This is a genomic window from Cyclobacterium roseum (genome assembly GCF_010119225.1).
Taxonomy (GTDB): Bacteria; Bacteroidota; Bacteroidia; order Cytophagales; family Cyclobacteriaceae; genus Cyclobacterium; species Cyclobacterium roseum.
Map to the genome: position 1 here is coordinate 70567 of NZ_WNKF01000022.1, position 14671 is coordinate 85237.

Annotated in this window: 12 protein-coding genes and 1 pseudogene; all 13 read right to left on the bottom strand. The window is 44.4% G+C overall.

All coding sequences use genetic code 11. The features are described from left to right. Positions 1-266: 266 nt before the first annotated feature. The 13 genes and pseudogenes from GJQ68_RS21240 to GJQ68_RS21295 all read right to left on the bottom strand — a co-directional run bounded on the left by GJQ68_RS21240 (position 267) and on the right by GJQ68_RS21295 (position 14331). Complete coding sequence (locus GJQ68_RS21240) at positions 267-1895, bottom strand: potassium channel family protein (RefSeq protein ID WP_162419282.1); 1629 nt, start codon at positions 1893-1895, stop codon at positions 267-269. Between the two features lie 746 nt (positions 1896-2641). Then, positions 2642-3733 (bottom strand): TIGR04086 family membrane protein, encoded by a 1092-nt coding sequence (locus GJQ68_RS21245; RefSeq protein ID WP_162419283.1) that lies wholly within the window; start codon positions 3731-3733, stop codon positions 2642-2644. A gap of 324 nt (positions 3734-4057) precedes the next feature. Beyond that, positions 4058-4972 (bottom strand): CHAD domain-containing protein, encoded by a 915-nt coding sequence (locus GJQ68_RS21250; protein ID WP_162419284.1) that lies wholly within the window; start codon positions 4970-4972, stop codon positions 4058-4060. Positions 4973-5104: 132 nt separating this feature from the next. Beyond that, positions 5105-6103 carry a 3-keto-disaccharide hydrolase gene (locus GJQ68_RS21255; RefSeq protein ID WP_162419285.1) on the bottom strand — a complete coding sequence of 333 codons (999 nt, stop codon included), beginning with the start codon at positions 6101-6103 and terminating at the stop codon, positions 5105-5107. 46 nt (positions 6104-6149) lie between these two features. Beyond that, a complete protein-coding gene (locus GJQ68_RS21260) occupies positions 6150-6905 on the bottom strand; it encodes a DUF5995 family protein (RefSeq protein ID WP_162419286.1) in 756 nt (251 codons plus the stop codon). Between the two features lie 336 nt (positions 6906-7241). Continuing rightward, positions 7242-7550, bottom strand: a complete 309-nt coding sequence (locus GJQ68_RS21265) for a hypothetical protein (RefSeq protein ID WP_162419287.1) — start codon at positions 7548-7550, stop codon at positions 7242-7244. Next, positions 7537-9102, bottom strand: a complete 1566-nt coding sequence (locus tag GJQ68_RS21270) for a sulfatase (RefSeq protein ID WP_162419288.1) — start codon at positions 9100-9102, stop codon at positions 7537-7539. The genes GJQ68_RS21265 and GJQ68_RS21270 overlap by 14 nt, the downstream gene beginning before the upstream one ends. A gap of 489 nt (positions 9103-9591) precedes the next feature. Next, positions 9592-10854: an alpha/beta hydrolase family protein gene (locus GJQ68_RS21275; RefSeq protein WP_162419289.1), complete on the bottom strand. Its 1263-nt coding sequence runs from the start codon at positions 10852-10854 to the stop codon at positions 9592-9594. A 596-nt stretch (positions 10855-11450) separates the two neighbouring features. Further along, positions 11451-11579, bottom strand: a pseudogene (locus tag GJQ68_RS23725) (DUF3368 domain-containing protein); the annotation flags it as partial. A 21-nt stretch (positions 11580-11600) separates the two neighbouring features. Further along, positions 11601-11915 (bottom strand): hypothetical protein, encoded by a 315-nt coding sequence (locus GJQ68_RS21280; RefSeq protein ID WP_202927988.1) that lies wholly within the window; start codon positions 11913-11915, stop codon positions 11601-11603. Then, the gene (locus tag GJQ68_RS21285; protein ID WP_162419290.1) at positions 11899-12126 is read right to left on the bottom strand and encodes a UPF0175 family protein; all 228 of its coding nucleotides are present in this window, start codon (positions 12124-12126) and stop codon (positions 11899-11901) included. Before GJQ68_RS21285 ends, GJQ68_RS21280 begins: the two co-directional genes overlap by 17 nt. Before the next feature lie 167 nt (positions 12127-12293). Continuing rightward, positions 12294-13424 carry a Fic family protein gene (locus GJQ68_RS21290; protein ID WP_162419291.1) on the bottom strand — a complete coding sequence of 377 codons (1131 nt, stop codon included), beginning with the start codon at positions 13422-13424 and terminating at the stop codon, positions 12294-12296. 253 nt (positions 13425-13677) lie between these two features. Next, the gene (locus tag GJQ68_RS21295; RefSeq protein WP_162419292.1) at positions 13678-14331 is read right to left on the bottom strand and encodes a hypothetical protein; all 654 of its coding nucleotides are present in this window, start codon (positions 14329-14331) and stop codon (positions 13678-13680) included. Positions 14332-14671 lie beyond the last annotated feature (340 nt).

Below are 14671 nucleotides of genomic sequence, written 5' to 3' on the forward strand. Positions count from 1 at the left end.
TTTCCGAGCAAGATTTGAAGAGCGGATTCTGAGCTAGATTTATAAAAATAAACGTTCTCACTCCAGAAAGGCAGGTTTACGCCCACTTCCTGCCCTTAACTATCAAATTGGCAACCATCCAATAGGGAAAAGGAGCGGCACCATGTTTCCGGGGAAAATAATCACTGCGGCATGCTATCGGAAGTACCAAATGTGGTTTGTATTTCATAAAAGGGATTGGTGGGATTGCGTGCAAGCATGCCTAAACAATTCTCATTTTAACGATTTTAGTAGATGTACATTTCCTCAAACTGCCGAATACTTTCATCGGTTCCGGCTATAATCACCTCATCCTGATCTTGAAATCGAAAGGTTTTGGGGTCCAGGGTGGAAATTTTTTCACCTTTCCGTATGACGGCTAGTATCGTGCAGCCGGTTTCAGCTCGTACATTGCTTTTGGCGAGGGTAGTTCCCGACAACCGTCCAGCTGACAACTGTAGGAGGTTAATCCGTTTTTCAGCCGCTAAGGAGGTTTCGTCCTCAAATATGTTGGAGGCAAGCATTCGGGCACTGACCGTGGCGAGGGACTGAACATAGTCCGCTCCGGCATGGTACAGTTTTTTTACATTTCCAATATTATTGGCCCGTACGATGATATGCATTTTGCTGTTCATGTTTCTCGCTAGCAGGGTGGCAAACAGTGCCATGGTATCGTCCTGGATGGTGATAATCATGGCCGATGCCTCACTAACGCCAGCTTCCAGGAGCGTTTCAGTTTTCCGGATATCACCGACCACGTGTACCCCCTTTTTTTCTTGAATGTCAATGACTTTTACTTCAATACTCTTTGTCTTTAGCGCCTCAAAAGCAGCCTTTCCAGATAGACCATAGCCTACTATGAGCACCATTTTCCGGGTAAAATGCCGGATAGTCGCTTCCGCCTTTTTATTGAGCCTGTCGAGTTCCTCCCTGTCCCCGGCCACAAGTAACCGTATTTTTGGTTTTAAAATCAGGTCAATAGGGACCGGGCTTCTAAACTCACCATTTTGCCAGGCACCAATAATATTCAGGTGATATTTCTCTAATAAATGCGCTTCACCAATTGATTGGTTAGAAAGTTCGCTACCGTCCTCTATGTCAATCTCGATTAATTCGACTGTACTATCTATCTCTACGCTATTTTTGATGGAAATGGCAGGAACCTGGGCCGCCAGGCTTTTTCCAATGAGTTGTCTTGGGGAGATGGTCGTATCGACCCCGGCCATTTTATAATATTTTTCCTTCTCTTCATCTTCCAGCACCGCAATTATTTTGATCGTTTTATGGGAATTTCGGATAGAAAAGACGATGCTTATATTTTTGTCGGTGGTGGAATTGAGAACGACGGTTTTTGCCTGTGTTAAGCCAGCCGCTTCAAGGGTAGACTCCCTCTCAGGGTCGCCTAGCATGACCTCCATTCCAGATCTCAAAAGAGCAATTGCCGTTTCCTCACGCGATTCTACAATGACGTAATCCTGATTTCGGGAAACAAGCTCTTTAATTAGAACTTCGGCGTGACTTGAGTAGGTGCAAATAATGACATGATTTCTTTTTATGACTTTGGTTGGTGGGGATTTTTCGAGGGCTCCTTTTAGAAAAGGCAGGAAAAAAACAGGGAAAGCGATAAAGACCAATAGCACTCCGGTCAGGTTCATGATGAGCACGAAGTAGTTTAAAAAATCACTTTCCCAAGGCGAAAACCCTCCATAGCCACTGGTTGTCAACGATTCTACGACTACCTGTAAAGCCTGCGGAAAGGTGACATCGCGATTTTCAAAAAGAGCCATGGACCATACAAAAATCTTTGCATAGACAACGATTATAGCAGCAACAATAAGTGCCGCCAATACCGTTCTTTTTTTTAGATCATTTTGCATTTATAAAGGACTTATTACCTAGGTGATTAAAAAACGTTGACCGGTATGCTAATTTTTTTTCAATAATTCCTAAAATCCGCAAACCTGTCAGGTTTTTGTTGATATTCAGCCAACAATAAACTTTGAGTAGGTGAAACCTGACAGAATTTATCAGGTGAATATAGGATTAAGTAGCGGATTTGAGGTAATTACTGGTTCTTTTTTACCTAATGCTACTGTTTCATAACAGGTAAAAGCATATCGTAGATTTCGAGTGAATATAGGTCAAAAAATTGGCCGTTCCAACGGCTGAAACGCCCGAAAAAGTTCGTTCGGTAGCGTAATTTCGAAATAATCGGGGCCCGCTGTCCCAAATCAGAACAGTTTCGTTTACCAATAGCCACTGATATGACTTGCCATGAGAAAGCTTAGGATTAAGAAATCTTTTGGAAAAAAATAACTTTTCGATCCAGGTTCAGTAACGAGCATCCGACTGCTGTATGGGTTGCAAGGCTGGGCTGATGATGCCTTCAGCAGGCTTGCTTAATGGGAGTTTGTAGGCACTATTTGGAAAAAAAATGGGGTGAGCCGTCTACACGCCTTTACCCCATGATCTATATTCGGGAAGGGTACATCGAGTGCGTTGATGTCCCAGCCCTTGATTTCGTAATCGTTCCGAACCCGCATTAGGGAAGTCGTTTCTCTATTGCATTTTCAGTGCCCCACTGTCCTCACAGGAACATTTTATTCCATGTTTTGCCTTTTAATTATCTGAATTTTTCCCTTTCGTAGCCTGCGGTTGTATCATCCGCCAGATAGTCATTTTTAATGCAATCGTCTCTTAAATTAGTGACTCCCGCAAAGCCTCCTAGGGCTGCAGCTATAAGACCCAGAAATAGTGCCACGGCAAGATACATCGCAGCATCAGCTGCTGTCTGCGCAATTTTTCCAGCTTGTTCGTTGGCAGTTTCCTTGGCTTCTTGCATAAACGCATCAAATTCCTTTCGCACCCTTTCGAATTCTGCAATAATGTTTTCAGCACTTTGTTGAGCTTCGCTTTCGCTCATATCGGTGCGCTCTACCAGGATATTTACCAATGCTTGTTGATCTATCGCTTCAAAGGACTGTTCAAACATGTTTTTGGTCTTGCTAAAGATGCCTTCCACTTCAGCATCGACTTTGGCAGGTCTTATGGCCATATCCTCAATTCCTTCTCTGGCCTCATCGGCAGATTTTTCAGCTTGGGATTCCAGGTATTCCGGATCGAGCTTCTCTTTTCCGGTATCCTCTAAAAGGGCATAGAATTCTCCTTTTGCATCATCCAGCGATAGTTCGAGATCCTCGAACTGACTCTTTATAATAGGTCCCAGTTGATCCTGAATAGCCCCTCCAGTAGTTGAAAGCACTCCTCCAACCATATTCCCCACACCGGAAATGATACTGCCTACCACAGAAGTAAGTATCCATGCTGAAATAAAAGCATATAAAGCCCAGGTCATTATTCCATGAATGATTCCACTGGTGTTTACAAACGAAACACCAACCCGGGCTGCAACAAAGCCACCTATAAATAAGACAATTAAATTACTCAGTACCCACCAAATGATTGAGCCAATTCCTAGTCCACTTAATGGATTACTTTCCTCCGTAGGTTCAACACTCCACAATCCGATAGCCAATCCAATCAAATTTAGTATCATCATCACTGATAAGGCTGCGATGGTACCTGCAAAAATAGCACTCCATGAAATGCCTTTTGGTGGCACCTTTTTGTAAGTATTTAAATTACTGGTATTTTTCATAATCATCAGTTTTGGTTTATCAAGATATATTATAATAATTAGTATTTTAAATATCATTAAATAAAAAATACAACGTATTATATGTATCTTTTAAAGGATTACATATTTCACAGAAAGAGCTATAAAAGCCCATTTTCAATGGATGGAAAGGGCGATTTTATAGATTGGTGGGTTTTGAAAAGGCGATCAGACGCGTTGGCCTTTCTTAAGAGGGGCAGGTTTTATAGCGGATTTATCGCCTAATTTTTATGTTTACAAACCGTTAATTTGATCTACACTTGGAATAGAAAATGTATCCTGAGGCACACCAAATGGGTACGGTCCCGGAAATTTTACGCAGGCGAAATATTAGAAACCGGCTTAAATTCAACGGTTTATTGATCAAACAGGCTCGGCTTCTGAATCAAAAGCCTCCCATGCTGCGCGAAGCAGCTCCGTGAAAAATTTTGGCTTAAGATGATACAATCGCTTCCCTAATTTGAGTGCATCGGCCTGTAATTTTAATCTTTGGTAGTTGATGAGCGATTTTAATAACTGATAGGATTCGGGATCCGAGAATTGATTTCTATTCTTTTCAACCTCCGTTTCCAGCATAAAAAGATCGCGATCATCCCCCAGGTAATCTGATAGGTCATGTAATTCATCCTCCCAGAATGTTAGAAAACCCGGCCAGATCCGGTGCAACAAGTCGAGTTGATAGCGCAGGTATTTAACCCGCTTTCGCCATTCGTGAAAATCTTCGGCCCTTTTGCTATCTTTGGCCTGGGCATACCCCTTCCGACCCCTTTTGTAGACGCGTCCGATCGATGCTGATAGATCAGTGAAAGATTGAATGTCAATCGGCCAATGGGTGATGTTTACACACTTTGCTGAGAGCTGTGTTTTAATAACATTCAGAACATCCCTGCCATCTACTAAATCAGTAGTCATTTGGTCACGTGTTGCAGTTAAGTGATCCCTGAATTGACCAAAAGTGTGCTTGTAGAGTTGATCCTCGTAGAGGCCATAGAGATTGTCAAGCGCCTCAATGATTGAGGTGCTGTCACGGATAGCAGAAAGTCTTCGTCCTTCATCTCTAAAAAAGGCATTTTCTTCCTTATAAAACGAAATATGGTCACGAATAAGGCGTAAAATGCCCCTTGTTTTTTTGAATCTTTTGCGTATTTCGTGAATGATGTCATGAGGATCATTTTCCGATTCGGATGCTATTAGCTGAAGCACCTCCGTGCACTGATCTTTGAGTTTTGATTTTAAACCCTCCGAAAAATCCGTTTTTGCTGCTATTTTAAGACTCATTGTATTCTTACTACACTTTATTTTACGCCGATTCAAAAGGTCTTAACCCTTCATCGCATGAATGGTCTACGAGTTTGGACGGTGTATCTTCTGACCAATCCTCGGTCCTCTATCGAATTAATATGGCCACAATCATTCCACGGGTGTCAAAACGATATTTCGGTAGCTCACTTTTCCATGATCTCCCTGCAGATAGATTGGCCCCGGGGCCAGTACATCGGCACTTATGGCACCTCCGGTGGGTCCCCAGGCGGGTTCATTGTCAATGATTTTTTTACCATTCAAAATTACCGTAACGTGGCGATCAACCAGGGTGATATCCATGGATTGCCATTCGCCAGCGGGTTTTTCAGCAGCTTGGCTGGGAGTGATGCGGCTGTATAAAGCCCCCATATGGTGTGAATCCAGCGGTTTTCCATAAGAATCCACTACCTGGATTTCATAAATACCCCGCAGGTATACCCCGCTGTTGTTTCCCTTTGGCACGTTGACTTCCAGTTTCAGGTTAAAGTCTTCAAATTCCTGTTGGGTGCGAATGTTGCCATAGGAAATGTGCTCTCCATTTTCCGGTTGTACGGGATCGTTTACCAGTACCCCGTTTTCTGCGGTAAAGCCATTCGCCTGCTTGGGGTTCATCAGTTCCCAACCGCTAAGGTCCCCTCCGTTGAACAAGGAAATGGGATTTCCATAGCTTAGGTTGGACAGGTCTGGTTTTTCCGGCATGGGAGGCATGCGGTTCCCGGTAAAATGCGATTGGTATTCCCCGTTTCTTCCGGGCCCTGTCATGGTTCCTTTTAGGGAGTCTCCGGATTTCTCTACCCGGAGGGTATGGGTGAGGACGTGGGTTCGGTCTTCACTTTTTCGGGCGTTGGTGGTCCTCGTGACTACCAGCGTGTTTTCATCGGCCAGGTAAACATTGGCTACGGGTAGCACACTTCCACCTATCCAAAGCAGTTCGGCATCGAGGTATCCTTTTTCTTCGCTGACATGCAGCCACCCGACCCCACCGCCGTCAATTTCCAGGCCCCACATGCCTAGAAATGGGTTGGCCAGCCGGGTTACCGCAGCAGCATTTCCGAAACTGCCTGCCAGTATGAGTAGGGATAAGATGGGGGTTATAAATCGTTTCATAATGTGTTTTTTGAAGTTTTTTGTTGGATTTATTTTTTTTCTTGATTTAATCTGCTTGTATTTTAGCGATGACCACACTGATTTCCTTAGTTTCAAACGCATGAATCAATTTAAGAAACAACCATATTGTCGGAGAGGTAGGGGATTTGATAAGCCTGCTAAGGAGTAGCACCACCCGATCTATTTTGTTTATGGCCCGTTCACTGCTCTCCTCGTCCAAGGACCATAGGCGTTTGGCGGCATTCCAGGATTGCAGACGAGCCTTTCGCATGCTAAAATTAATGATTTTTTCGTCTTTGTTTTTACCAATCAGGTCGAGCATAAACATTAGAGGCGATACCCTGCTGAGGCGGTCTTGCAATTCATTGGTAATCTGAAAAAGAATGTCGTTCACTTTATGGAAATCATTTTCGATGGCATGGATGTCCTTACCCTCCATTACCGTAGCCGCCGCCACGGCAAGATCCAGATTGATATGGGCATTCATACCCAGGAGGATGTGTTGAACAATCGTCAACGGTTTGTCTACCTGATCAAAGGCGTAAGCCCAGGCGGCACTTACCTCTTGGTTATTTTTATAGGCCTCATAGGCATCCAGGTATAATCGGGCAAAAACCACATCAAATTTCTCCAGCCGCTCGTTATCTTCAAAATTACCCAGGGAAATCTCGGAAGCGATCTCAAAGGTAGTACGCCTGTAGATGTAAGCAAACAAGCCGGTCCTGCTGTTGTTCTCGATGCTTTCTTCTATGATTCGATCAAGTTCCTTGAGCACATCTTGAATGGTAGTGGTTTCCGGCATAGCATTACATGTATTACTAATAAGAAATAAATCAGCCTGGCTTGAAAATCCCTAACCAAGCGTGAAAATAATGGATTCAATTGCTATTCGCCCATAAGTATAACTATTTTTACACCAATGCGCATCTTTTTTACCGGGTAATATTCAACCAGTGGGTAACTTGTTCAAAGATTAAATAAACCAGAAACGCGCCGATCTTTTATCTGTTCATTATGTCGGTACGTGTCCCGAACCATATTCAGGAGTATCTCGAATGATTTCCCCTGGGCATCTTTCGGCTGTCTTTTGCGCCATGCCTTACACAGGTTCGAATTCATACGATTATTTTTTTTAAATCTATTTCAGGGGATTTGGCGATGCTACTTCGAGCTGAATGGTCCTGCCTCCTTCGCCCGATTGGTAAGCCGCATAGTTGACGCTCACGCAATCCACTGCCAGATCGATTCCAGCGAGTGGCTCCCGCTCTTCCTGTATCGCCTGTATGAAATTTGCAATCCCAGCGGCACTTTCCAGTGTCAGGGAACTGAAACCCCTTACTGCTACCTGTTCCGGCGGTACGTTTCGGTAATTTGCCAGATGCGTAGGTGGCTTGCAGTGGGCACCGACCATTCCTATTCCCGGTGTTTTTTCGTCATAGGGCTTCAAAGTTTTCCTTTTTTACTTTTCCATCTGCATCAACAGTATAACCCTCGGGAGGCCCCTCCTTCCAGGTCAAATGAGGCAACATGTCGCGCAACACGTTTCTGTGTTCTTCGATGACCGCTTGGTTTTCTTTTTTATAGGCAATGTTTTCCCATTCATTGGGGTCGTTTGCATGATCGTAAAGCTCTTCCAGATTGATCTCCGGATAATAAATATACCGGTATCGCATGCTTCTCACGGCATGTCCGGTGACTCCATTCGGTTTGGCGTTGCCAAATTTATAGCTGGATATGACCGGTGCCGTCTCGGCATCTGGGTCGTTTAGTTGGGGCAGCAGGCTTTTCCCATCCAGATGGGCGGGCTGCTCAAAACCCGTCAGATCCACCAGGGTGGGGTACAGATCCATTAAGCTCACGGGTTGGTCACAGCGGCTCCCTGCCTGCTCCATACCGGGAACGGAAATGAGCAAGGGTACCCGGGTGGAGCGTTCCCAGAGGGTGAATTTTTCAATGTTGTCTTTTTCACCCATGTGCATGCCATGGTCGGACCATAACACCACAATGGTATTATCGGCGTAGGGCGATTTTTCCAGGGCATCCAGCAACCGTCCCACCATGGCATCGGAGAAGGTGATGGAGGCGGCATAGGATTGGATAATTTTTTCCCATTGCTGGTTCTCCAGCACCCATTCCATGATCCAACGCCGCCCATGATCAAAGGCATCCTCCAGGTCGTTTTTTCGTCGTTCCGGCAGGACAATGTCTTCCAGGGGATACCTATCGAAATATTTTTGGGGTACTTCCCAGGGATCATGGGGTTTCCACATGCCTGCAGCCAGAAAAAAGGGTTTGTCCTGCGGCTGAAGGAGTTGGTGACTTGCCCAATCTACGACATGGTAGTCGGCCATTTTTTCATCCGGAACAGGGATGGCACCCCAGGTCCACCATCCGTCTGCCCCGCCTCCGGGTCGGTTTTCGTTGTCCACGTCCTCCGGATAGATGACTTCGTCAGGTGCACGAATTTGAAAGGGGTGGGAAATATAGGGACTGGGGTAGTAAAAATCCCAGTTGGCCGGCTCCACCTGGCTGGTGGGGGTCCATGGGGGAGCCTGGCTGTGGTAAATTTTACCCGCGCCCAGTGTTTTATAGCCATTTTGCTGGAAAAATTGCTCCAGGGTTACGACTTCTTTTAATGCCTCAAATTCCCGCCACTTCGGGCCATCCCCCCAATGCACATTTTCGGCCCCCGAGCGAGCATGGTGTACGCCGCTGAGAATGGCTGCGCGGGTGGGCGCACAGGCTGGTGCCGGGGTGTGGGCGTTGGTAAATACCATGGAAGCAGCCGCAAGCCGGTCGATGTTGGGCGTATGGATTTTCATGCCGGTGTGCCCGGCCAAAAAACCGGCCCAATCGTTCATATCGTCTATCGCGATAAACAAAATATTTGGCTTTTCCATCGCCTTTTCTTGCGGGGCACTGCAGGCATGGAGGAGCAGGACCATTGCTGCCAGCATAGGAAGTCCGTGTAAGGTTCGCATGGGGTTTCTTCTTTTCATTCTTTATATCATGACTATCACTCCAATAGTTGACCGATGAAACTATGCCTCGCTAAGCAGGGGAACAAAACCTTGCTTACCAGGATATTTCCTCTTTTTAAGCTTTTAGGCTCCCTTTCTGGTCCAAAAACCGCCACCTGTAGTCGGAAGGTCCCTGCTTGAAAATGCTTTGAGCCGAAAAGGCTCCGCCCGCCAGCTGCGAGGTACGGTTCAGAAAGGAACGGCTATTGGATTTTATACTCACCTCAAAATAAAACGTTAGTAGTTTTGGGATAATGGAAAATAAAAATAGGTCAAAAGACCCATTTGATCAACGTTTCAACGGAAAATATTCCGCGTATTTCTACGTTCGCAGGTGAAATGGCCGTTTTTGGACTTGGTACGCTTCCAAGCTGCCAGCTAATATCATCGGGCTGTGGAAGGTGGTGCCCCTGCCGCCATTTCTGGAAACCTGAAAGAACACGCCGTAAAAGGTGCTCTTTTTCCTTATTACATCACTCGATCATTGTCGATTACGGTTAGCTTGCAGGAGAAGGCCAGGTGAGGATCTCCCCGATAGGAAAGACTGTGGTGGAGGGTTAAGAGGGAGCGTTTGACCGTTTTTTCGGCTAGCGTTTTGCCCTGGTATTTGATGGTAATCGGGGCATCCAGGTCCAGCATTTTGTCGTTTAGGAAGAGTTCCAGCTTGTTGCTGTAATTGGAAAGGATGTTTACTTCGTTTCGCTGGAGATGGTATTCCACACGAATTTCCCCACCGGTTTCGATCAAATCCTCTGGTACCCCCAACCAGTAAAAGTAGCGGTGATGCCGGTCGTCTTGTTTCCATAGAATGTTTTCAGGGATGGGATTGCGTTTATAGTTTGCCATCCATGGTAAGGCAACCGCATCCTGCAGCTTCATCCAGTGGCCCATCCCTTCGTGAAGGACTACCTGGTGAATATAGCTTCCGGGTGCATTGGCTTCCAGGCTGTCCAGTAGGGATTTCCATTCCTGAGCTTTGCTATTTCTGTCGTAGGCGGCATCCAGTGCTCCCATATGTAGCGCAAAGGGAGTGTTTTTCAGGCCCAGGGGAGAGGTTTCATTCGGATGTCCTGCCATCATGGCGGCGGCGGCCCAGCGATCGGCCATGCGTGGTGCCAGTTGAAATACACCATCGCCGCCCGCCGAGTAGCCTAACAGGTACACTTTGTTGGGATTGACGTCTTCCAGGGCGACGGCCAATTGGATGAGCAGGGTGAAAAAGTCATCAATGTGACGTTCGTGCCACAGGTTCCAGGTATTGGTTGGGGCTCGCGGGGCCAGGTAAATTCCTTCCATCCCGCGCATGGTTTGGTCGTATAGGTGCTTTTGGTTGTCAAATTGCTGGTCGTTTGCTTCAGGCCGGGTATTGCCGCCCCCATGCATGGATATAAACAAACTTCTGCCATCGGCCGGTGCTTCACCAAATTTCTGGTAGTAGAAGGGCATTTTTATTTCGGCATGCTGGATTTCACGGGAGTCCCACTGCTGCTTAAAATCGGTTATCAGTTGCTGCTGTTTGTCCTGAAAGAGCAAAGTGGTGAATTTCTCGGCCTCCGTTTTGGTTAGTGATTCTTTGGCGAAATCCTTGCTGTCCAGGGGTTCCCTTGCGGAGACTGGTTTCGCTAACCATTGTTCCAGCCCTTGGTTGCTGGCAGTAGCAATGGGTTTTTTTTCGATGCATCCGGTAAATGCGCTTGGTATCACCAATAAGAGTAAAAGGAGTAACTTCATTTTCATGCGTTTAGCCGGAATAGCCTCCCGGGGGGAAGAGCTCCGGTTGATTTGGTGGTTGTATATACAGGGGAGTAATTTTCCTGTCACTTATTTTTGGCGGATAAGCTAGGAAAAAATTGGCAGATTCTCACTCATCTGCCTTGTCAAAATTGTCTGGTGGCGGCATCATTTACGACGGCAGCGGCGATTTCCCGATACTGAAAAAGCACAGCTGGTACGGGGCCATCCGGCCACGACGATCATTTTGTCAGGCCTGAGAAGAAAGGGATACGAATCCATGCTTTAATGTGTCTATGATTTTTCTCATTGGCCACATTGAATCTCGCATAGTTGGCAAGATGGCCTTTGAGAGACAATTTTGGATGCTCGATTTCCTACTACCTCAAAAATCAACCTACAATCCAGGGAACTGGAACTGAGCGTAAAAAAATGATTCACCGCGGCGGATCATTTTAGCAAAGGGCCGGGACGTGGGAGGCTGCAAGACCCGTACCCTCGGTGGTCCCGATGCTCGGAATAAGTCCTGTGAGGCACGCCCCGCCAGCGGAATCTGGCGGGGCCGTCTACACGATTAGGCTCTGGCGTTCTTATTTTCATTCCCCTGCTTGTTCCAAAACTTTTTCAAAAAGCTTTTCATCAAATCTGAAGTTGGTGGTTTTTATTTTTTCAAGTATGGGTTCTACGCTTTTTATCAAACCAATTTGTTTGGCTCTAAGGATTAAGCCAAAAGTTCCGGAATACCTTTAATTAAGTTTTTCAGCGACTTTTCTGCCTTTTAGTTCATCAATCATTATGATCGGCTTTTTCATTTCCAGGGATAATGCAATTGCACTTGCTTCCCCCTTATCCAGATCCATTTCCAGAATTTGTTGATAGTGAGAATTTTCCGGTGACACTACCGAAATCCAATCAGGCAGGCTTTTTCCAAACTCCTTTAAAATGATTGGAGTCACAAATCCCTTCCTTCCCATTCTCATTAATAATTCAAGTTCATCAATTTTATCCAAAATTATTAAACAGCTGGTTTCTGAAATGATACTATCAGAATTGTGCTGCATCTTTTGGGATATCCGAAGGAGGATAGTTAATTAAAGAAACCTCATAATCAGCCAAAATCTCTGAAAATGCCACTTTTGAACACCCTGCCAATTCTGCGGCCTGTCCGAGTGACAACTTTCCGGATTCATACATTTTTGCCGCAAGGAATCGTTTTGTCTCCCTCTCATCCAGGTCAAGATGATCAGGTATAGTTAAAGTTAGATGCTTCATAGTTTAAGTTTATCAAAATTTTGGGTATCGACTTCATTATAATACGTTCTTTTGCTGGAGCCTAACGTTTGACAATATGGCTAGTAAAGGATTGCGGATGATTTCCTATCAAGGTATATGAGAAATTCAAGCGGGCTACCAACCTTCGTATACCACTGAAACCCTTATTAGCTATTTTGTGTGTTACCGCCTGGCATTTCTTTCAATTCATAATTTGTACTTCGTCCACCGCTTGCCTCCTTTTGTAAGATATCTTTCTTTATCAAATCTTGAATATCTCGAAGTGCTGTATCTTGTGAGCACTTATTAATTTTTGCCCATTTCGAGGTTGTTAACTTTCCGTCAAAACCATCAAGTAGTCTGTTTATTATTTTTTGTTGCCTATCATTAAGAATTGTGGTAGAATGTATTTTCCAAAATTCTGCTTTATGAAGTATTTTCGATAAAGTGTCCTCTGTGGAGACAATAGCATTTATTAAACATTGTAAAAACCACAAAATCCATTCTGTTATATCTGAATTTCCTTTTTGTGTAATTTCAAGTTTTTCATAATACTGTTTTCTTTCAATTCGAATTTGTGCGGACATACTGTAGAACCGCCTAATACTTTTGTCAGAACGTGCCAATATCATATCTGTAATTGCTCTTGTAATTCTTCCGTTTCCATCGTCAAATGGATGAATTGTCACGAACCATAAATGAGCAATAGCCGCTTTAAGAACCAAATCTATTTCATGCTCGTTTTCAAACCAGTATAAGAATCGTTTCATTTCTGGTTCTATCCTGTCTGAGCTTGGAGCTTGATAGTGAACTTTTTCTTTTCCCATAGGCCCCGATACAACTTGCATTGGACCAGTCGTGTCTTTTCTCCAGTCTGCAACTGTAATTTTATAAAGATTACTCCATCCAGAAGGGAACAATGCTGCATGCCAACCAAACAATCTGTTTTTTGTCAAAGGCAAATCATATTTTTGTGTAGCGTCAAGCATCATTTCAACTATTCCGTCAACGTGACGTTCCGATTCCACTGCTCCCGCAATGTCAATTCCTAGTCTCCGAGCAATTGAAGAACGTACTTGTTTTATTTCCAAAAACTCGCCTTCGATTTCTGATGATTTTATGACATCTAAGGTAAGAGTGTTCAATACTGCTTCATTTTGCAAATCAAAACCCAGTGATTCCATTTTTCCTAAAAGTCGACCTTGTTGATTTCTAGCTTCACCAAGTTTTAGCATCACTTTCTTATTGTCCCAAGTGAAGTCAGTCCAGTTTTCTTTTTCGTGGATATAGATATTCATTCTCCGCAATTTATGCGACAAATATACATCTTATTCTCCGCAAATGAAATTTTCTCCGCAAAATATGCTTAGATTGTGGTTGTTAATCTCCGCACGATCGATTTTTCTGCTTGGCTATAACGGTCAAGTATATGCGTAGTAAGGGATTTCGGAGCGAGTTACTGTCAGCCCAACGTAAAATTTTTAAGGAGTAAAAAAGCTCAATTTCAGCAATTCAACCCGCATTACGCTTATACAATGTAGCTGCTGTTTTTTATTTTATTCTTACTTCAATCACTGGGATTTCATTTCTTATCGCCCGAATTTCACCTGCGAATTTGTAGTCAATGTTTGTTTGTAATGTGTCCTTGTTGAAGTCGAATTCTTTTCTTGTTCTGTTATCTTCGAATATTTCATGAAAGTCAGGTTCGATCCCAACTTTGGTTATTGGTCTTTGAATGAACTCTTCAAGTTCTTCTGGTACTTTAATGTCACCTGCTTTAATCGTTACAAATTGTCCGTTCCAATTTCCTGAGAACTCCGAGTAGTAGTCCATAGTACACATGGTAATGAGTTCTTCTTTTTGAATTTCTTGGTTGTCAATCGTTATTTCTGTCGGGCATGGTAAGTAAAAAATACTACCATTCCATCTGTATTCATGTCCACGCCAAATAGTGGTATTTAGAATGATAAGAATTGTAAAGGTCAGGAATAATAAAGTCAACAAGATATGTCGTAGACTTCCTTTTTTTCGTGAAACCAACGTCAGAATCAGGTGTATTAAGGTACCGAGGTAAAGAACCAAATAACCAAACATGTCGCCAAGTCCAAGCCCGAACGAAATGTGCTTGTAAAAAGTCCCAAGTCCGCAGATTAGGATTAATAGTCCAAGGACAATTACGTTCGATATTTTCCAAAACTTGTTCATTTTTTTTTAATAGCAGCTAACGTTTTGCAGCTACACGCAGGTGGGGATTTTTAGCACTGAACTTCATTAAAAGAACAGAACTTCGATTTAGCAATTCACTTTCATAGAAGCACGAAACCCCCACTTGCGTGTAGGTGCTGTGTGTGCCTTGAATGGTGAATATAGGTCAAAAAGTTGACCGTTCCAACGGGTGAAAGTCCCTTAAGCGCGGGGGTAATTCCGATTATGTCGGGACAGGCTGTCCCGAAGCCAAGCAAGTGGCAAAGCTTGTCCCGCCAAAGCGGGGCTGGTTTGCCGTGAGGCATGCAGTGAAGTAAGCCAGACTGCGGTGTCTGTACTG